General features: G+C 72.5%; 20 protein-coding genes. 7 read left to right on the forward strand and 13 right to left on the reverse strand.

What is annotated here, in order from left to right; all coding sequences use genetic code 11:
• Positions 1-11 precede the first annotated feature (11 nt).
• On the forward strand, positions 12-260 hold the full coding sequence (locus MRBLML1_RS10555; RefSeq protein ID WP_364515322.1) for a hypothetical protein: 249 nt from the start codon (positions 12-14) through the stop codon (positions 258-260).
• Positions 261-284: 24 nt separating this feature from the next.
• Here MRBLML1_RS10555 and MRBLML1_RS10560 read toward each other — a convergent pair whose 3' ends face one another.
• Genes MRBLML1_RS10560 through MRBLML1_RS10570 form a run of 3 tightly spaced genes read right to left on the reverse strand, consistent with a single transcriptional unit; the run spans position 285 to position 3407 of the window.
• On the reverse strand, positions 285-1016 hold the full coding sequence (locus MRBLML1_RS10560) for a peptidase E (protein WP_364515325.1): 732 nt from the start codon (positions 1014-1016) through the stop codon (positions 285-287).
• Between the two features lie 11 nt (positions 1017-1027).
• Entirely contained in the window at positions 1028-2545 is a 1518-nt protein-coding gene (miaB, locus tag MRBLML1_RS10565; RefSeq protein WP_364515328.1) for a tRNA (N6-isopentenyl adenosine(37)-C2)-methylthiotransferase MiaB, read from the reverse strand.
• Between the two features lie 43 nt (positions 2546-2588).
• Positions 2589-3407, reverse strand: a complete 819-nt coding sequence (locus MRBLML1_RS10570; protein ID WP_364515331.1) for a hypothetical protein — start codon at positions 3405-3407, stop codon at positions 2589-2591.
• 38 nt (positions 3408-3445) lie between these two features.
• Between MRBLML1_RS10570 and MRBLML1_RS10575 the strand changes: the two genes are divergently transcribed.
• The 5 genes from MRBLML1_RS10575 to MRBLML1_RS10595 all read left to right on the forward strand — a co-directional run bounded on the left by MRBLML1_RS10575 (position 3446) and on the right by MRBLML1_RS10595 (position 7261).
• The gene (locus MRBLML1_RS10575; protein ID WP_364515334.1) at positions 3446-3832 is read left to right on the forward strand and encodes a hypothetical protein; all 387 of its coding nucleotides are present in this window, start codon (positions 3446-3448) and stop codon (positions 3830-3832) included.
• An 84-nt stretch (positions 3833-3916) separates the two neighbouring features.
• Complete coding sequence (locus tag MRBLML1_RS10580; RefSeq protein ID WP_414691237.1) at positions 3917-4702, forward strand: amino acid ABC transporter ATP-binding protein; 786 nt, start codon at positions 3917-3919, stop codon at positions 4700-4702.
• 38 nt (positions 4703-4740) lie between these two features.
• Complete coding sequence (locus MRBLML1_RS10585) at positions 4741-5631, forward strand: glutamate ABC transporter substrate-binding protein (RefSeq protein WP_364515336.1); 891 nt, start codon at positions 4741-4743, stop codon at positions 5629-5631.
• 71 nt (positions 5632-5702) lie between these two features.
• Positions 5703-6386, forward strand: a complete 684-nt coding sequence (locus MRBLML1_RS10590; protein WP_364515339.1) for an amino acid ABC transporter permease — start codon at positions 5703-5705, stop codon at positions 6384-6386.
• Positions 6386-7261, forward strand: a complete 876-nt coding sequence (locus tag MRBLML1_RS10595) for an amino acid ABC transporter permease (protein WP_364515342.1) — start codon at positions 6386-6388, stop codon at positions 7259-7261. The genes MRBLML1_RS10590 and MRBLML1_RS10595 overlap by 1 nt, the downstream gene beginning before the upstream one ends.
• Positions 7262-7282: 21 nt before the next feature.
• Here the strand turns inward: MRBLML1_RS10595 and MRBLML1_RS10600 are convergent, their stop codons facing one another.
• From MRBLML1_RS10600 to MRBLML1_RS10610, 3 genes are read right to left on the reverse strand one after another with little or no spacing between them, the layout of a single operon-like run.
• Entirely contained in the window at positions 7283-7762 is a 480-nt protein-coding gene (locus MRBLML1_RS10600; protein WP_364515345.1) for a hotdog fold domain-containing protein, read from the reverse strand.
• Between the two features lie 43 nt (positions 7763-7805).
• On the reverse strand, positions 7806-8588 hold the full coding sequence (locus MRBLML1_RS10605) for a methyltransferase domain-containing protein (protein ID WP_364515348.1): 783 nt from the start codon (positions 8586-8588) through the stop codon (positions 7806-7808).
• Between the two features lie 16 nt (positions 8589-8604).
• Positions 8605-9498: an alpha/beta fold hydrolase gene (locus MRBLML1_RS10610; protein ID WP_364515351.1), complete on the reverse strand. Its 894-nt coding sequence runs from the start codon at positions 9496-9498 to the stop codon at positions 8605-8607.
• Between the two features lie 66 nt (positions 9499-9564).
• Between MRBLML1_RS10610 and MRBLML1_RS10615 the strand changes: the two genes are divergently transcribed.
• Positions 9565-10053, forward strand: coding sequence for a MarR family winged helix-turn-helix transcriptional regulator (locus MRBLML1_RS10615; RefSeq protein ID WP_364515354.1), 489 nt, complete (start codon positions 9565-9567; stop codon positions 10051-10053).
• Positions 10054-10074: 21 nt separating this feature from the next.
• On the opposite strand, the gene MRBLML1_RS10620 is transcribed toward MRBLML1_RS10615, so the two are convergent.
• The 7 genes from MRBLML1_RS10620 to rsmI form a co-directional block, all read right to left on the reverse strand.
• Complete coding sequence (locus tag MRBLML1_RS10620) at positions 10075-11904, reverse strand: ABC-F family ATP-binding cassette domain-containing protein (protein ID WP_364515357.1); 1830 nt, start codon at positions 11902-11904, stop codon at positions 10075-10077.
• Entirely contained in the window at positions 11897-12814 is a 918-nt protein-coding gene (locus MRBLML1_RS10625) for a 4-(cytidine 5'-diphospho)-2-C-methyl-D-erythritol kinase (protein ID WP_364515359.1), read from the reverse strand. Before MRBLML1_RS10625 ends, MRBLML1_RS10620 begins: the two co-directional genes overlap by 8 nt.
• Entirely contained in the window at positions 12811-13683 is an 873-nt protein-coding gene (gene rsmA, locus MRBLML1_RS10630) for a 16S rRNA (adenine(1518)-N(6)/adenine(1519)-N(6))-dimethyltransferase RsmA (RefSeq protein ID WP_364515361.1), read from the reverse strand. Before rsmA ends, MRBLML1_RS10625 begins: the two co-directional genes overlap by 4 nt.
• A gap of 31 nt (positions 13684-13714) precedes the next feature.
• Entirely contained in the window at positions 13715-14875 is a 1161-nt protein-coding gene (locus tag MRBLML1_RS10635) for a transglycosylase family protein (RefSeq protein ID WP_364515363.1), read from the reverse strand.
• A gap of 265 nt (positions 14876-15140) precedes the next feature.
• On the reverse strand, positions 15141-15986 hold the full coding sequence (locus MRBLML1_RS10640; protein ID WP_364515366.1) for a TatD family hydrolase: 846 nt from the start codon (positions 15984-15986) through the stop codon (positions 15141-15143).
• Positions 15983-16834 carry an alpha/beta fold hydrolase gene (locus MRBLML1_RS10645; protein ID WP_364515369.1) on the reverse strand — a complete coding sequence of 284 codons (852 nt, stop codon included), beginning with the start codon at positions 16832-16834 and terminating at the stop codon, positions 15983-15985. Before MRBLML1_RS10645 ends, MRBLML1_RS10640 begins: the two co-directional genes overlap by 4 nt.
• Positions 16827-17663, reverse strand: a complete 837-nt coding sequence (rsmI, locus tag MRBLML1_RS10650) for a 16S rRNA (cytidine(1402)-2'-O)-methyltransferase (RefSeq protein WP_364515372.1) — start codon at positions 17661-17663, stop codon at positions 16827-16829. The genes MRBLML1_RS10645 and rsmI overlap by 8 nt, the downstream gene beginning before the upstream one ends.
• Between the last annotated feature and the right edge of the window lie 25 nt (positions 17664-17688).

A 17688-nucleotide genomic window follows, 5' to 3' on the forward strand; every position in this document is an offset into this window, starting at 1 on the left:
ACCTCTGCGGGATGAGCGAATCGTTGCCTCCGCAGCCCGAGCCCCACGCCGAGCCGCAGGCCCCGCCGCCCGGTGGCCCGAACCGCCTGGAGGGTGTCGGTGGCGACGGCGCTTACAGCACCGAGCCGCGCGACCCGGACCCGGCCGAGAACCCCGCCACGGACGAGCTCCCCGAGGAGACCACGACCGGCGAGGACACCGACACCGAGGCGACCAAGGACAACCCCGAGGTGCCGCCCGAGCGGGAGTCGCCCGCCTGAGCCCTCGCCGGGACCAGCGAGCGATCAGCGCAGCAGCTGGGTGTCGAGCGGCGTCTCGACGACACCGCCGTCCGCGGTCCGCTCGACGAAGTACGCCGACTTGCCCGGCACCTCGGTGAACGAGCCGGCGTGCTCCGTGCCGCGGTAGAGCACGCCCACGCCGTCGTCGGTGGCGTAGCCGGACGGGAGCACCCCGTCGCCGACGAGCTTCTGGAACAGCGGACGGCGCTGCTCCTCGGAGTCGTAGTGCACGCCGTTGGACCACGGCACCAGGCCGAGCCCGTTGGTGATCGGCCGCAGGTCGGGGCCGAAGGAGTCCGTCGTACCGCCGCTGTGCCAGCAGATCGAGCCCGCCGAGACGCCGGTCAGGACCACGCCCGCCTCCCAGGCCTCACGCATCACCTCACCCACGCCGTGCAGCTCCCACATCGCGAGCAGGCCCGCGACGCTGCCGCCCCAGACCCAGATCACGTCCTGGCCGAGCAGGTGCTCGCGGACGTCGTCGACGTTGGGCATGGTGAACAGCGACAGGTGGTTGCCGTGGAAGCCCGCCTCCTGCGCCATGTCGTAGAAGTCGCGGATCACCGCCGGCTGGTCGCCGCACGCGGTCGCCAGGAAGGCCACCCGCGGCGCGCGGCCCTCGACGCCCGCCAGGTCCACGGCGTAGCGGGTCAGCGGACCCACGGACCACTTGTTGCGCGGGCTCGGGACGACCCCGCCCGAGGTGGCGAGGATGGTCGGCGCGTCGGCGGGCACGGCGTGGCGCCTCAGCCGCAGACGGGCGCGTCGGGCAACGGCGCCGGGACGCCGACGGACGGCATCCCCAGGCCCACCGCGGGCTTCTCGTCGGCCGGTCCGGCGACTCGGCGCTCCCACGCGTCCCCGGAGCGGGTACGACGCAGCGCGCGCACCGGGCCGTCCGCCACCAGGTGGTGCGGGGCGGCGTAGGTGACCTCGACGGTGACCATGTCACCGGGCCGCGGCTCGCCGTCGACCTGGGAGAAGTCGGCCTCGAAGTGGACCAGCCGGTTGTCGGGCGCGCGCCCGGAGAGGCGGCGCGTCTCGGCGTCCTTGCGGCCCTCGCCCTCGGCGACCATCAGCTCCAGCTCACGGCCCACCAGGCGCTGGTTCTCGGACCAGGTGATCTCGTTGACGAGGTCGACCAGGCGGTTGTAGCGGTCGGTGACGTCGGCCTGCGGCACCTGGTCGTCGAGCTCGGCAGCCGGCGTGCCGGGGCGCTTGGAGTACTGGAAGGTGAACGCCCCGGAGAACCGGGCCTCCCGAACGACCTTGAGGGTCTCCTGGAAGTCCTCCTCGGTCTCGCCCGGGAAGCCGACGATGATGTCGGTGGTGATCGCCGCGTCCGGCAGCGCCGCGCGGACCCGCTCGATGATGCCCAGGAACCTCTCCTGGCGGTAGGAGCGGCGCATGTCCTTGAGCACCTTCGAGGAGCCCGACTGCAGCGGCATGTGCAGGCTCGGCATCACGTTCGGCGTCTCGGCCATCGCCTCGATCACGTCGTCGGTGAACTCCGCCGGGTGCGGGCTGGTGAAGCGCACCCGCTCCAGGCCCTCGATCTCGCCGCACGCGCGCAGCAGCTTGGAGAACGCCTGCCGGTCGCCGAACTCCACGCCGTAGGCGTTGACGTTCTGGCCCAGCAGGGTGACCTCCGAGACGCCCTCGGCGACCAACGCCTCGATCTCGGCGAGGATCTCGCCGGGCCGGCGGTCCTTCTCCTTGCCGCGCAGGCTGGGCACGATGCAGAACGTGCAGGTGTTGTTGCACCCCACGCTCACCGAGACCCAGGCGGCGTACGCCGACTCGCGCTTGGTCGGCAGCGTCGAGGGGAACACGTCGAGCGACTCGAGGATCTCGACCTGCGCCTCCTGCTGGACGCGGGCGCGGTCGAGCAGGGCCGGCAGCGAGCCGATGTTGTGCGTGCCGAACACGACGTCCACCCAGGGCGCCTTCTTCACGACGGTGTCGCGGTCCTTCTGCGCCATGCACCCGCCCACGGCGATCTGCATGCCGGGCCGGCTCGCCTTGACCGGCGCGAGGTGGCCGAGGTTGCCGTAGAGCCGGTTGTCGGCGTTCTCCCGCACCGCGCAGGTGTTGAACACGACCACGTCCGGGTGACTGGCCTGCTCGCCCTCGGGCGCTGCGACAAAGGGGAGGTAGCCCGCGTCCTCGAGGAGGCCCGAGAGGCGCTCGGAGTCGTGCACGTTCATCTGGCACCCGTAGGTGCGGACCTCGTAGGTGCGGGGCTGGCTCTGCGTGGTGCTCATGACCGCACCAGGGTACGGCGCGGGCCGCTCCGGCGAAGAATGACTACGGTCGCGCACTCGCCGGCTGCCCGAGCAGGCTCGGCAGGCGACGTACGTCGTCGGGTGCGGCCAGGCTGCCGTCGATGCTCACCAGCGCCAGCAGCCGCACCGAGGCGCCGCTCGCGGCCGCCGCCTCCAGCTTGTGGTGCCCGTCGAGCAGGAAGTGGGTCAGGCCCCAGTGGGCGTAGACGTCCGTCGTACCGTCCTCCTCGGTCGCGGGCTCGCAGACGTCCAGGGTCGACAGCGCGACGGCGGTCGGGGTGACCCCCGCGGCCAACAGCTCGCCGTAGTGGTGCACCCGGGCGCGCTCGTTCCATCCGGGCGGGACCATCGGCACCACGAACTCGTAGAGGTGCGCGTCGTCGGCGACCGCGGTCTGGAAGGTGCGGTAGTAGAAGCTGCGCGGGTTCTCCGGGAGGCCCCAGAAGGAGTCGACGCCCCACGTCGCGACCTGCTCGTGGGTGAAGTAGTCGTCCGCGTCGTGCGGGGCGACCAGGCGGGGCCGCACCTCCAGCAGGAGCGGCAGGAACTCCCCCGCGGGCAGCAGGGCGCCGAAGGCGTCGAGGACGTCGTCGCCGACCGTCGCGAGCGGACCCTCCAGCACGGGCAGGGTCTCGGCGGGCGAGGAGGAGGTCGCGCCCTCCTTCCGCTCGAAGAGGAAGGGGCAGGTGCCGCACCACAGGCTGAGATCGAACGCCGGGCGGCCGGCGAGGAGGAGCGAGCGCATGGCGAAGGGCTGGTCCTCTCGCGTCCGCCCGATGCGCAGCACCGCCTTCTCGACGGGGACGCCGAGGTGCCGCGACGGCAGGGCGGAGACCAGCACGGGAGCGACCCTACGTCGCGATCCCCTAGGCTCGGGACATGTCCGACCCCGCCACGACCGGATTCGTCGCCCGCAACAACGAGGTCGTCGGCAGCATCCTGAGCATCCTCGCCCTCGTCGTCGCCGTCCTGCTCGGCGCGGGCCTGATGTTCGGCACCGACACCCGTGGCGTCCGCGCGATCCTCACCGTGCTCACCATCGCCGGCGGCACGTTCACCCTGCTGCTGCAGGTCATCGGCCGCAGCCTGCGCGCGCTGACCCCCGACGCACAGTGGGAGCAGGAGGAGGCGGCGTGGCGGCACGAGATGGGGATGACCGCCGACGAGGAGGAGCCGGCGGCGCAGACCGGCCGGCTCGCCGTACCGGTGGCGGTGGGGGCGATCGTGGTCGGCCTCGCGCTGAGCGTGGTGCCGGCCATCGTCTGATCCGGCGCCGTCGCGGTCACGAATTGGTCTCGGGGCTGCGCGGCACTAGCCGTGGCGCCCCTCTCACGACTAGCGTCCCGCTGCATGACCGTCACCGATGATGCTGCGGTCGGGGAGCCTGCTCGGCGCTCCGGCGAACCTCTGGTCGAGCTGCACGGTGTCCAGAAGTGGTACGGCGACCTGCACGTCCTCCAGGACATCGAGCTCACCGTCGGGCGGGGTGAGGTGGTCGTGGTGATCGGCCCGTCCGGCTCCGGCAAGTCGACCCTGTGCCGCACGATCAACCGCCTGGAGACCGTCGACCAGGGCGAGATCCTCGTCGACGCCGCCCCGCTGCCCCAGGAGGGCAAGGCGCTGGCGGCGCACCGCGCGGACGTCGGCATGGTGTTCCAGAGCTTCAACCTCTTCGCCCACAAGACGATCCTCGAGAACGTCACCCTGGGCCCGATCAAGGTCCGCAAGCAGTCGAGGGCCGACGCGGAGAAGCGCGCCCAGGAGCTGCTCGACCGGGTCGGCGTGGGGCACCAGGCGGCGAAGTACCCCGCGCAGCTCTCCGGCGGGCAGCAGCAGCGGGTGGCGATCGCCCGCGCGCTCGCGATGGAGCCGAAGGTGATGCTTTTCGACGAGCCCACCTCCGCGCTGGACCCCGAGATGATCTCGGAGGTCCTGGAGGTCATGGTCGACCTCGCCGAGCGCGGGATGACCATGATCGTGGTCACCCACGAGATGGGCTTCGCCCGCACCGCCGCCAACCGCGTCGTGTTCATGGCCGACGGTCGGATCGTCGAGACGTCCGACCCGGAGTCCTTCTTCACCAACCCCCAGAGCGATCGAGCCAAGGACTTCCTCGGCAAGATCCTCCGCCACTGACCGCTCGTCAACTCGGGCTGAGAACAAAGGAGCAACAGATGCGACTCAGGAAGACCCTGGCAGCCACGGCCGCCGGCATCGCGGTGGCCGCCGGCCTGGCGGCGTGCGGTGACGCGGGCAGCGACAAGGAAGGCGTGAAGGTCGACGCCAAGAAGGACTGCGACGACAAGTTCGAGGCGGGCTCGCGGATGGCCGAGCTCGCGAAGGCCGGCAAGATCACGGTCGGGCACAAGACCGACCAGCCGGGCGTCGGCTTCCAGGGCGCGACGGACAAGGTCCCCAGCGGCTTCGACATCGAGGTCGCCAAGCTGCTGATCGCCGACCTGTGCATCGACCCGGCCAGCGACAACGTGAACTGGGAGGAGACCATCTCCGACAACCGCGAGCCCTACCTGGAGTCGGGGAAGGTCGACGTCGTCCTGGCGTCGTACTCCATCACCGACGACCGGCAGAAGGTCGTCGGCCAGGCCGGGCCCTACATGGTCACGGGCCAGCAGGTCCTGGTGGCGACCGACAGCAAGGTCACCGGCATCGACGACCTCAAGGGCAAGGAGGTGTGCTCGGTGACCGGGTCCACCTCGCTGGAGAACGTCAAGGCGAAGGGCGCCAAGGGCGTCGGCGCCGACTCCTACTCCGAGTGCGCGGAGAAGGTGCTGGACGGCACCTACGAGGCGATGTCCACCGACGGCACGATCCTCGCCGGCCTCGCCGCGCAGAACGAGGGCAAGCTGAAGGTCGTCGGCGACGAGTTCTCGACCGAGAACATCGGCGTCGGCTACGGCAAGGACCACCCGGAGATGTGCGAGTGGATCGACGGCGTCCTGACCGACGCCTTCGAGGACGGCGGCTGGGCGAAGGCCTTCGAGCTGACCCTCGGCCCCTCGGGCGTGGAGACGCCCGAGCCGCCGAAGCTGCAGGCCTGCAAGTAGTCCACGCATGATCGCGGAGCCGGGGCCGTCGTACGACGTGCCCCGGCTCCCCCGATGGAGAGGGGACGCCGTTGCAGGCGGTTCTCGACAACCTCGATGAGGTGCTGAAGGGCTTCGGCTACACGCTCTTCCTGTTCCTGGTGTGTGCCGTCGCCTCGCTGGTGCTCGGCACGGTCCTGGTCGCGATGCGGGTGGGCCCGATCGCGGTCCTCCGCCTGCTCGCGACGACCTACGTGTCCCTCGTGCGCAACACGCCGCTGGTCCTGATCTTCATCTTCTTCCACTTCGCCGCACCGATCATCGGCATCAACTTCCGCTGGGTGCAGGTGCACATCGGCACCTTCGACTTCACCTCGGCCTTCGCCACCGCGTTCGTCGCGCTGAGCCTCTACACCGCGTGCTTCGTCTGCGAGGGCCTGCGCTCCGGGGTGAACGCCGTGCCGATGGGCCAGGCCGAGGCGGCGCGCGCGATCGGGCTGCCCTTCGGCGGGGTGATGACCCAGGTCGTCCTCCCCCAGGCGATGCGGGCCTCCGTGCCGCCGGTCGCGAGCGCGCTCATCGCGATGCTCAAGAACACCTCCGTCGCGGGCGTCTTCTTCCTCGCCGAGGCCCTCGCCGTGATGCGCGGGCTGACCAACGACAACGCCAGCCAGCGGCTCGGGATCTTCCTCTGCTTCGCGGTCGGCTACATCATCCTGGTCGAGATCGTCTCGCTGATCTCGCTCAGCCTCGAGCGACGGTGGAGGACCGCCTGATGGCCGCCAGTGTTCTCTTCGACGCACCCGGGCCCGCGACGCGGAGGCGGCACCGGATCTACACGGTCGTCGCCTCCGCGGCGATCCTGGCGGCGATCGGCTACGCGCTGTGGAAGCTGAACGACGACGGCCAGTTCGAGTACGCCCTGTGGGAGCCCTTCCTCACCCCTGACTACCTCAGGGCCCTGATCCTCGACGGCCTGGTCGACACCGTCACGATGGCCGTCTTCGCCATCCTCGGCGCCGTCGTCTTCGGCTTCGTCTTCGGCGTCGCCAAGATGTCCGACCACGCCTTCGTCCGGTGGCCGGCCTGGGTGGTCGTGGAGTTCTTCCGGGCCATGCCCGTGCTGCTGCTGATGATCTTCGTGTTCTTCATGTGGTTCATCTCGATGCAGGGCAGCTTCTTGTGGATCGACCAGCGCAGCGGGTTCTTCTCCGTCGTCATCGCGCTCACCTGCTACAACGGCGCGGTGCTCGCCGAGGTGGTGCGCGCGGGGGTCGACGCGATCCCGAAGGGGCAGGCCGAGGCGGCGTACGCGATCGGGATGCGCAAGTCCCAGGTGATGACCATCATCCTGCTGCCGCAGGCGGTCAAGGTCATGCTCCCCGCGATGATCAGCCAGATGGTGGTCGCGCTGAAGGACACCAGCCTCGGCTACGCCGTCGCCGCGCCCGGCCTGACGAAGGTCGGCCAGGCGATCTACAAGGAGTTCCACAACCAGGTGCAGGCCGCGATCGTGCTGGCCGTCCTCTACGTCGGGCTCAACCTGTTGCTCACCGCGCTCGCGACCTGGATCCAGCGCCGCTTCGTCGGCGAGAACAAGATCGACGTCGTCACCGTGGCGGCGGGCATCGAGTCCCAGTCCCGCGCCTGAGCGGCGCGGGACCGGTGGACCTCACTTCTTCGAGGTCACCCAGAGGTTGATGACGCCGTCGATCACGACGGTGCCGTCGGCCAGTTGACCGCGCACCCGCACGGGCAGGTCGCCCTCGGCGGTGTCCCACTGCTCCTGGTCGGTCTCCGCGATGCAGGTGACGTCGCCGGTCGCCTTGGCGGTGTAGCTGACCGTCATCCCCTTGGGGATCCAGCGCTTGTTCTTCGGGATCGTCGACTCCGCGAGACCGCCCATGGCCATCTCGAGCCCGTTGCACAGCGCGATGGCGTGCACGGTGCCGATGTGGTTCTGCACGCTGCGCCGCTTGGGGATGAGGACCTCGGCGTAGTTCGGCCGGAGGTCGACCACGCGTGGGTGGATCGTCGCGAAGTACGGCGCCTTCTGCGCGAACGCGATCGAGAACACCCGCTTGCCGATCGAGCCGCCGACGACCGGCAGGCCGGTGGTCGTCTTCCAGAGGTTCTGCACCTGGGTCGTCATGACCCGGACATTACTCGTCGGTAACAATAGTCGGCAAGGTGCTCTACGCCACCTGCGCCACCACGAAGATCCGGCGGAACGGCAGCACGACGCCGTGCCCCTCGTCCGGGTACGCCGTCCGCAGCCGCGCCTTGAGCTCCTCCTCGAAGCGCGGGCGGAGGTCGTCCGGCAGGGCCTGGAGCGTGGGCCGCGCGCCGGTGCCGGAGATCCACGTGAAGACCGGGTCCGGCCCGTGCAGCACGTGCAGGTAGGTCGTCTCCCAGGCGTCGACCGTGCAGCCCAGGGCCTGCAGCGCCCGCAGGTACGTCGCCGCGTCGTGCGCGCTCACGTGGGCGGCGCCGGCCGTGTGCACGGCGTACGGCGGCTCCGCGGCGAGCGCGGCACGCAGGGTGTGGCTCGGCTCGTCGTGGTTGCCGGGCACCTGGAAGGCCAGCCAGCCACCGGGGGCGACCGCGCGCACCAGGGCCGGCACCAGCTCCAGGTGCTCGGGGATCCACTGCAGCGTCGCGTTGGAGACGAGCACGTCGACCGAGCCGGGCGCGGCCTCGGCCAGCCACGCGCGGAGGTCGGCCTGGCGGAAGGTGATCCGCCCGGCGGCCTTTGTGTCGGAGGTGGCGCGCACCATGTCCGCACTGGAGTCGACACCAGTGACCGCGGCGTCCGGCCAGCGGTCGGCGAGGAGGGAGGTGAGGTTGCCAGGACCACAACCGAGATCGACCACGACCCGCGGGTCGGTGCTGTCGATGCGCGTGACCAGGTCGATGAAGGGGCGTCCCCGCTCTCCGGCGAAGGCGAGGTAGCGCTCCGGGTCCCACTGGGTGCTCATGAGGAGGAGTCTCCGATCAGTTGTCGAGGTGCTCGAGGATCCGGGCGTTCACCGCGTCCGGCCGCTCGAGCTGGAGGAAGTGACCGGCGCCCTCGATGACGGCGACGCGGCTGCCGCCCGGGAGGTGGCCGCCGACCCGGCCGGCCCAGCGCGCGTCGAGGCAGCCGTCGTCGGCGCCGTGGAGGTAGAGCATCGGCACCTTCGGCGCACCGACCCAGTCGCGGGCCAGCGGCCGGTAGCGCGCCGGCAGCCGCCAGGTGCGGGGCTGGGCGCGGTAGTACCCGAGCGCCGCCGAGCGGTGCGCGGTGTCCGGGAGCGCCCGCGCCAGGTGGGCGAGGTCGTCGCGGGCGTCGTAGCCCGGGGACCAGCGGCGCCACAGGTGCGCGACGAGCCGCTCGAAGGTGCGCTCGGGCAGGACCGGGACCTGGTTGAAGAGCGTGTACCAGCTCAGGCCGGCCTGACGGAGGAGGATCCGCAGCCAGCGGGTCACGTCGTCGCGGCGCGGGTTCATCGCCGAGAACGGCGGCACGGCGAGGGAGACGATCGCGCCGAACGGGTTCGCCGCGCAGGCCGCGATGCCGTTCGCCGTGATCGCGCCCCAGTCGTGGCCGACGAGCACGGCCCGGTGGTCGGCGTCGTAGGCGCGGTGGAGGGCGAGCACGTCGTCCATCAGGGCCGGCACGTGGAGGCTGCCGTCGGCGGGGAGCCCGCTCGGCGCGTAGCCGCGGGTGAACGGCGCGACGACGCGGTAGCCCGCGCCGGCGAGCGCCGGGCCGAGGTGCCGCCACGTGTGGGCGGTGTCGGGGAAGCCGTGCAGCAGCAGCGCGAGGGGCAGCGCGGTGTCCTCGACGTCGCCCCACACGAGGCTGGTCAGGGTGACGGCGTCGAGCGCCGTGGTGCGCTGGGTCACGGGCCGAGCGTACGTCCAACTTATCTTGACGTCAAGATTCTCGACCGGTCCGATAAGGTGGCCCGCATGCGGGACGAGGTGGACGAGCTGGTCGAGGCGTGGGCGCGCGAGCGCAGCGACCTCGACCTCGGACCCGTGGCCGTCTTCAGCCGGATCGCCCGGCTCGCCCACCACGTCGACCGGGCCCGGCGGCACGCCTTCACCACGCACGAGATCGAGTCGTGGGAGTTCGACGTGCTGGCGGCGCTGCGGCGGGCAGGCGAGCCCTACGAGCTCTCCCCCGGCCGGCTGCTGCGCGAGACCCTGGTGACGAGCGGGACGATGACCAACCGGGTCGACCGGCTCACGACGCGCGGCCTGGTCGAGCGCCACCCCGACCCGAGCGACCGGCGAGGCGTCCTGGTCCGGCTCACCCCGGAGGGCAAGGACGCCGTGGACGGCGCGTTCGCCGCGCTCCTCGATGCCGAGCGCGACCTGCTCACGGGGCTCTCGGCGAAGGACCAGAAGGAGCTGGCGGACCTGCTGCGCCGCCTCCTGGTCCCGTTCGCCGACTGACCGCCCGGCGGAGCGTGCGCCTCAGCCGAGGACCTCGGCGGCCTCCAGCCACTCCAGCTCCGCGGCCTCCTTCTCCTCCTGCAGAGCGGTGAGGTCGGCGGCGATCGCGGTCAGCCGATCGGGGTCGGTGGCGTGCTCGGTGAGCGCGGCGGTCAGCTCCACCTCGCGCGCCGAGAGCCGCTCGAGGACCTTGTCGAGCCGCGCGACCGTCTTGCGGGCGGCGCGCTCCTCGGCCGAGCCGGCCTTGGCGGCGGGCGCGGCAGCGACGGCCGGCGCCGAGACGGACGGCGTGGCCGGGGCGGACGGCACCGCCGCGGGGGCCGGCTGCGCGGCGGCGGCGCGGAGCGAGGCACGGCGGCGCTCGAGGTACTCGTCGACGCCGCGCGGGAGCATCACCACCTGGCCGTCTCCGAGCAGCGCCCAGACGGAGTCGGTGACGCGCTCGAGGAAGTAGCGGTCGTGCGAGACGACGACGAGCGTGCCCGGCCAGCCGTCGAGGAAGTCCTCCAGGACGTTGAGGGTCTCGATGTCGAGGTCGTTCGTGGGCTCGTCGAGGAGCAGCACGTTCGGTTCGGTGAGCAGCAGCCGGAGCAGCTGGAAGCGGCGGCGCTCCCCACCGGAGAGGTCGCCGAGCCGGGCGGTGAGCTTGTCGCCGGTGAAGCCGAAGCGCTCCAGCATCGAGGTGGCGCTGATCTCGCCGTCGGCGGTCCTGGTCACCCGGCGGATGCCCTCGACGGTGTCGAGCACCCGGGCCTCCGGGTCCTCGAAGGCGACGTCCTGGGACAGGTGCTGGAGGGCGACGGTCCGGCCGTGCCGGACCCGGCCGGCCTGCGGCGCGGCCTCGCCCGCGAGCAGCGCGAGCACGGAGGTCTTGCCGGCACCGTTGACGCCGACGAGGCCGACCCGGTCTCCAGGGCCGAGCCGCCAGGTGGCGCGCGAGAGCAGCGAGCGGGTGCCGCGGGAGAAGTCGACGTCCTCGACGTCGATCACGTCCTTGCCGAGCCGCTGGGCGGCGAAGCGCTGCAGCTCCAGCCGGTCACGGGGCGGCGGGACGTCCTCGATCAGGGCGTTCGCGGCGTCGATGCGGAACTTCGGCTTGGAGGTGCGGGCGGGGGCGCCACGGCGCAGCCAGGCGAGCTCCTTGCGGACGAGGTTCTGCCGGCGGGCCTCGGAGGCCGCGGCCTGGCGGGTGCGCTCGGCCTTGGCGAGCACGAAGGCGGCGTACCCGCCCTCGTAGCCGTCGACCACGCCGTCGTGGACCTCCCAGGTCTGCTGGCACACGGCGTCGAGGAACCAGCGGTCGTGGGTGACCACGACGAGCGCCGAGGGCCGGGCCGCGAGGTGCGCGGCGAGCCAGGCGACCGCCTCGACGTCGAGGTGGTTGGTGGGCTCGTCGAGGATCACCAGGTCGTGCTCGCCGAGCAGCAGCCCGGCGAGAGCACACCGCCGGCGCTCGCCACCGGAGAGGCCGGCGACGGCGCGGTCGAGGTCCACCCCCGCGAGCAGCACGTCGACGATCTCGCGCAGTCGCGCGTCGGCCGCCCACTCGTGGTCGGCCATCCCCTGCAGCACCACCTCGCGGACGGTGTGGGTGTCGTCGAAGTCGTCCTGCTGGCTGAGCACCCCGACGAGCAGGCCGCGCTGGCGAGAGACCCGCCCCTCGTCGGGCTCCTCGGCACCGGTCATGATCCGCAGCAGCGTGGTCTTCCCGTCCCCGTTGCGCCCGACGATCCCGATCCGCTCGCCGGCGGCGATGCCGAGCGAGACGTCGGTGAGCAGCGGGCGGATGCCGTAGGACTTCGAGACCCGCTCCAGGTTGAGCAGGCTGCGCCCGGCGCCGGGCTCAGGCATAGGTCACCACGTGCGCGCCGGCGACCGGCCCCGGGGCGACGGTGCAGCGCAGTCCGCGCTCGGTCAGCTCGGCCACGGCGCTCCGCGCCTCCTCGACGTCCTCGTGCAGCATGAGCAGGGTCGGCCCGGAGCCGGAGAGCAGGACGCCGTCGGGGCCCAGGATCCGCAGCTGCTCCTCGGTGTCGACGAGGTCGGGCCGCAGGTCGCGGGCCGCGGGCCACAGGTCGTTGTGGAGCAGCGCGCCGACCTCCTCGGTGTAGCCCTCCGCCAGGGCGGCGATCAGCGCGTCCGGGATCCGGGGCTCGGGGTCGGCGTCGGGCGAGAGCGCGTCGAAGCGCTGGTAGACCGACGGCGTGGACAGTCCCTCGTCGGACAGCACGACGACCCACCACACCGACGAGCGGTCCTCCAGCGGCTCGACCAGCTCACCGCGCCCGGTGCCGAGGGCGGTGCCCCCGAGCAGCGCGAACGGTACGTCGCTGCCGAGCGTGCCGGCGATCCGGAGCAGGTCCTCGTCGCTGGTCTGCAGGTCCCACAGCCGGTCGAGCGCGAGCAGGGTCGCGGCGGCGTCGGCGGAGCCGCCGGCCATCCCGCCCATCACCGGGATGCCCTTGGCGATGGTGATCCGCGCCGCCAGGTCGATGCCGTGGTGGGCGACGAGCGCGCGGCCGGCCTGGACGGCGATGTTCGACCCGTCGAGCGGCACGCCGTCGATGGGTGCCGTCAGCCCGACCGACCAGGACGGGGCGTCGGTCACCGTGACGTCGTCGTAGAGCCCGACGGCCTGGTAGACGGTGGCGAGCGGGTGCATGCCGTCGGGGCGCGGGGAGCCCACCCCGAGGTGGAGGTTGATCTTCGCGGGAGCGCGGACCGTCACCCGCGGGACCGGCTCGACGAGGGCCTCGCTCATGCCGCGCCTCCCTCGTGGAGGGCGATGGTGAGGGCGACGAACTCGTCGATGCCCAGCGCCTCGCCCCGGGTCAGCGGGTCGATGCCGGCGGCGCGCAGAGCGGCCTCGGCGGGCTCGGAGCCGCCCGCGAGGGTGCGCAGCGCACCGCGCAGGGCCTTGCGGCGCTGCGCGAAGGAGGCGTCGATGACCGCGAACACCTGCTGCCGGGTGACCCGGTCGGTGGGCGGCGCGTGGTGCGTCCACGCGACCAGCCCGGAGTCGACGTTGGGAGCGGGCCAGAAGACGTTGCGCCCGATCGCCCCCGCCCGTCGTACGTCGGCGAACCAGGCAGCCTTCGCCGAGGGCACGCCGTAGGTCTTCGACCCCGGTGGCGCGGCCAGGCGGTCGGCGACCTCGGCCTGCACCATCACCAGCCCGTGCCGCAGCGAGGGCAGCAGCGCCATCAGGTGCAGCAGGACCGGCACGGAGACGTTGTAGGGCAGGTTGGCGACGAGGGCGGTCGGCGGCGCACCGGGGACCTCGGTGACGGCGAGCGCGTCGTCGAGGACCACCTGGAAGCGCGCGGCCTGTGCGGGAGCGTGGTCGGCGATGGTCGCCGGCAGCTCGCCGGCGAGCACCGGGTCGACCTCGATCGCGGTGACCGCGGCGCCCACCTCGAGCAGCGCGAGGGTCAGCGACCCCAGGCCGGGGCCGACCTCCAGCACGACGTCGTCCTGCGTGACGCCGGACTCGCGGACGATCCGGCGCACGGTGTTGGCGTCGATGACGAAGTTCTGCCCACGCTGCTTGGTGGGCCGCAGGTCCAGGCGCGCCGCGAGCGCCCGGATCTCCGCGGGACCCAACAGCCGCACGGCAGACGTCTCAGGCACGCCACCCAGCCTAGTGGCGCAGCCCCCAGGGTCAGCGCGGCAGGCCCAGCGACGCGGCGCAGCCGGGCCAGGCACCGTAGCCGCCGGAGGCGTCGCGGACCTTGGTCGCGATCGCGATCTGGGTCTCGCGGGAGGCCTGGTGCGGAAGGCCGGAGCCGCCGTAGGAGTGCCAGGTGCTGGCGTTGAACTGCAGGCCGCCGTAGTAGCCGTTGCCGGTGTTGATGGCCCAGTTGCCGCCGGACTCGCACTGCGCGAGGCGGTCCCACACGGAGTTGCCGCCGGCGTAGTTGGCCTCGACCGTCTTGGTGCCGACGTGGACGACCTCGGTGCGGGGCGCCTTGGTGACGTCCTGGCTGAGCACGACGCGGCGCACGGCCTTGCCGTTGCGGATGATGACGCGGTAGACGACGTCGCGCACGCCGTCGACGCCCTCGGTGACGACCTTGGTCTCACCGTCGTACATCGAGTCGTCGTCGACCTTCTTGACCGGCGCGGGCACGGTCTCGCCGGTCACCGACTTCTGCTTCTGCTCGATGTCGGTGAACACGATCTTGTCGCCGTCGCTGACGGCCGCGGTGCGGGCGGGGCGCACCTTGTCGAGGGAGTCGACCTCGACGCCGAGCTGGGCGAGCGCGTCCTGCACCGTCAGCGCGGGCACGGTACGACGGATCGGCGCGCGGCCGGCGAGACGGAAGGTCAGCGTCTTCGGCGTGATCACCTCGATCGCGGCGCCGCCACGGTCGATGTCGGCGCTGCGGCTCGTGGAGAGCCGGCTGTCGGCGTACAGGACGCCGATCTGGTCGAGCGCGCCGTCCACGTCGGTGGCGGTCACCCAGTGGGTGCTCTCCTTGCCGTCGACGGTCAGCTCGATCGGCCGGCTGTAGCGCACCGAGATGCGGTCACCGCCCTCGATCGCCTCGCCCGCTCCGGGCTGCACCACGTCGCGGTCGGACACCTTGATGCCCTCGTCGTCGAGCACGTCCTGGACCGTGTCGCCCATGGTGCTGACCGTGCGCTCCTTGCCGTCGACCGACAGCGTCACCTCGGTGGTGAGCGAGGAGTAGCCGAAGGTGACCGCGGAGACCGCGACCAGCACCCCGACGACGGTGGCGACGAGGGCGACCCGGCTGCGGATCAGCGTGTGGACGGTTCCCCGGAGGGACTGGGTGAGGGAAAGGTGCGCAAGTCGCACGATGCTCCGAACGTCGTGGTCCCCGGGCCTCGGGCGACCAGTCCGACCTCAGCCCGCGCGCGTGTGACGCACAGCCTCAGACCCCGTGAGGACTGGCCGTGATGGTGCTTCCGATCCCGGCCGATGTCCTCTACCAGAACAAGAGCGGGCGCCCGATGGCAAACTCGCAACGCCGTTCCCCGCCTGGGCGCGTGAGCGGGCTCACCCGGTTCTCGTCACATCCGTCACACCCGTCACAGGACGGTGCTTGCTGGAGCAAGCACCTTCACCAGGTGCCGCCGAAGGCCTGTTCGGTGTTCACGTCGATCGCGGCGCAGAGCGCGGCGAGGTCCTCGCCGCGCTCGGCGGCCATCGCGCGCACCGTCACCGGCACCAGGTACGACGCGTTGGTCCGCCCTCGGTAGGGGCTCGGCGTCAGGTACGGCGCGTCGGTCTCCACCAGCACCCGGTCCTGCGGGGCGACCCGCAGCGCCTCGCGCAGCGGCGCTGCGTTCTTGAACGTGACCGTGCCCGCGAAGGACAGGTAGGCGCCGCGGTCCAGGCAGGCCCGGGCGAAGTCCGCGTCGCCGGAGAAGCAGTGCATCACCCAGCGCTCGGGCGCACCCTCGGCGTCGAGCACCTCGAGCACCTCCGCGTGGGTGTCGCGGTCGTGGATGACCAAGGTCTTGTCGAGCCGCTTGGCGAGGTCGACGTGCCGGGCGAAGGACTCCACCTGCACCGCCCGCCCGTCCTCGCCGGTGCGGAAGGCGTCGAGCCCGGTCTCCCCCACCGCGCGGACCTTGTCGTGCGCACCCGCGAGCTCCTCGATCTCGGCCCACGCGGCCTCCAGCGCGGCGCGGCCACCCTCGGCGAGGATCCGCGGCGCCTCGTTGGGGTGCAGCGCGACGCCGGCCACCAGCGCGGCGTGCTCCCGCGCGGCGGACACGGCCCAGCGGGCACCGGGCAGGTCGCAGCCGATCTGCACGATGCGTCGTACGCCGACCGCGGCCGCCGCCGCGATGGCCTCCTGCGCCGCCCACGGCTCACCGCCGCGAGCGATGTCGAGGTGGCAGTGGTTGTCGACGACCGGGTGCGGCAGCGGCTCCGGGGCGGGCGGGCGCTCCTCGCTCATGCGGCGCGCACGCGGTCGAGGATCGCCTCGGCGAGCGCCTCCGGGGCGTGGGTCGGGATCCAGTGCGAGACGCCGGCGAGCGGCACGAACCGGAAGGGCGCCTCGACCCAGCGGCCCGAGTGCTCGGGCCCCCAGCCCTCCACGGCGACGTCGCCGTCGCTCCACACCATCGTCGTCGGCACGGAGACCTTCACCCGCAGCAGGCGCGGGTCCTCCAGGGCCATCGCGCGGTACCAGCCCAGCGCGGTCGACAGCGCGCCGTCATCCACGATCTCGGCCCGGAACCGCGCGGCGTCGTCCTCGGTCATCCCGAAGCCGGCGACCAGCCGGTCCGCGGCCCGGCCGCGGCTCGACAGCAGCCGCTCGGGCAGGAAGGGCAGCTGGAAGGCGGCCATGTACCAGGAGTGCAGCAGCTGCGGGGAGCGCACCATCGCGGTCAGGAAGGCCATCGGGTGCGGCACCGAGACGGCGGTCAGGCTGGCGACCAGCTCGGGGTGGTGCGCGGCGAGCAGCCACGCCGGCATCGCACCCCAGTCGTGCCCGACGACGTGCACCGGGCGGCCGGCGGCCTCGGCGAGCACCCGCGCGTCCCCGAGCAGCTCGCGCATGCGGTAGTCGCGACGACGCCGCGGGCGGGCGCGCGGGGAGTAGCCGCGCTGGTCCATCGCCAGCGTGCGGTAGCCCGCCTCGTGCAGGATCGGCGCGACGAAGCGCCAGCAGGTCGACCGCTCGGGGAAGCCGTGCAGGAGGACGACGACCTCGCCGTCCACCGGCCCCTCGTCCCGTACGTCGAGCACCAGCCCGTCGCGCGTGACGCTCGTGATCCGGCTCGTCGTGGTCTCAGCCATCGATGTGCACCACCTGGTAGACGTCGCGTTTGGGGACTCCAGCCTGGACGGCGACCGCCGCGATCGCGTCCTTGCGCCGCATGCCGGACTCCTCCAGCTCCGCGACCGCGGCCCGCAGGCTCTCCGGGTCGTCGGCGACAGCAGCGCCCGGCGTGGCGCCAGTGACCACGATGGTGACCTCGCCGCGGACGCCCTCGGCGGCCCAGTCGACGAGCGCGGCGAGCGGGCCGCGGCGTACCTCCTCGTGGGTCTTGGTCAGCTCCCGGCACACCGCGGCGGTCCGGTCGGCGCCGAAGACGTCGCGCATCGCGGCCAGCGCGGCCGCGGTGCGGTGCGGCGCCTCGAAGAACACCATCGTGCGCTGCTCGGCGCCCAGGTCGGCGAGGCGGCGCGAGCGCTCACCGGCCTTGCGCGGCAGGAAGCCCTCGAAGCAGAACCGGTCGACGGGCAGCCCGGAGACGGCCAGCGCGGTGAGCACCGCCGACGGCCCCGGGACGGCGGTCACCCGGATCCCCGCCTCGACGGCGGCCGCGACCAGGCGGTAGCCCGGGTCGGACACGCTCGGCATCCCGGCGTCGGTCACCAGCACGACCCGCTCCCCGCCGGTCAGCGCCTCCACCAGCGCGGGGGTCCGCGCGGACTCGTTGCCCTCGAAGTAGGACACCACCCGGCCGGTCAGCTCGATGCCGAGGTCGGTGGTCAGCCGCCGCAGCCGGCGGGTGTCCTCCGCGGCGACCACGTCGGCGGCGGCCAGCTCCTGCGCCAGCCGGGGCGGCGCGTCGCCGGCCTGCCCGATCGGCGTACCCGCGAGCACGAGGACTCCAGTCACGGCACGATCCTCGCACGCCCTCCGC

Source organism: Nocardioides sp. LML1-1-1.1, from assembly GCF_040676175.1.
In the GTDB taxonomy this organism is placed as follows: Bacteria; Actinomycetota; Actinomycetes; order Propionibacteriales; family Nocardioidaceae; genus Nocardioides.

Excerpts from the sequence above, each read along its gene's own strand:
- MRBLML1_RS10555 (WP_364515322.1), top strand. The coding sequence starts at position 12 with ATGAGCGAATCGTTGCCTCCGCAGCCCGAGCCCCACGCCGAGCCGCAG.
- miaB (WP_364515328.1), bottom strand. The coding sequence starts at position 2,545 with ATGAGCACCACGCAGAGCCAGCCCCGCACCTACGAGGTCCGCACCTAC.
- MRBLML1_RS10575 (WP_364515334.1), top strand. The coding sequence starts at position 3,446 with ATGTCCGACCCCGCCACGACCGGATTCGTCGCCCGCAACAACGAGGTC.
- MRBLML1_RS10580 (WP_414691237.1), top strand. The coding sequence starts at position 3,917 with ATGACCGTCACCGATGATGCTGCGGTCGGGGAGCCTGCTCGGCGCTCC.
- MRBLML1_RS10585 (WP_364515336.1), top strand. The coding sequence starts at position 4,741 with ATGCGACTCAGGAAGACCCTGGCAGCCACGGCCGCCGGCATCGCGGTG.
- MRBLML1_RS10595 (WP_364515342.1), top strand. The coding sequence starts at position 6,386 with ATGGCCGCCAGTGTTCTCTTCGACGCACCCGGGCCCGCGACGCGGAGG.
- MRBLML1_RS10600 (WP_364515345.1), bottom strand. The coding sequence starts at position 7,762 with ATGACGACCCAGGTGCAGAACCTCTGGAAGACGACCACCGGCCTGCCG.
- MRBLML1_RS10605 (WP_364515348.1), bottom strand. The coding sequence starts at position 8,588 with ATGAGCACCCAGTGGGACCCGGAGCGCTACCTCGCCTTCGCCGGAGAG.
- MRBLML1_RS10615 (WP_364515354.1), top strand. The coding sequence starts at position 9,565 with ATGCGGGACGAGGTGGACGAGCTGGTCGAGGCGTGGGCGCGCGAGCGC.
- MRBLML1_RS10620 (WP_364515357.1), bottom strand. The coding sequence starts at position 11,904 with ATGCCTGAGCCCGGCGCCGGGCGCAGCCTGCTCAACCTGGAGCGGGTC.
- MRBLML1_RS10625 (WP_364515359.1), bottom strand. The coding sequence starts at position 12,814 with ATGAGCGAGGCCCTCGTCGAGCCGGTCCCGCGGGTGACGGTCCGCGCT.
- MRBLML1_RS10640 (WP_364515366.1), bottom strand. The coding sequence starts at position 15,986 with ATGAGCGAGGAGCGCCCGCCCGCCCCGGAGCCGCTGCCGCACCCGGTC.
- MRBLML1_RS10645 (WP_364515369.1), bottom strand. The coding sequence starts at position 16,834 with ATGGCTGAGACCACGACGAGCCGGATCACGAGCGTCACGCGCGACGGG.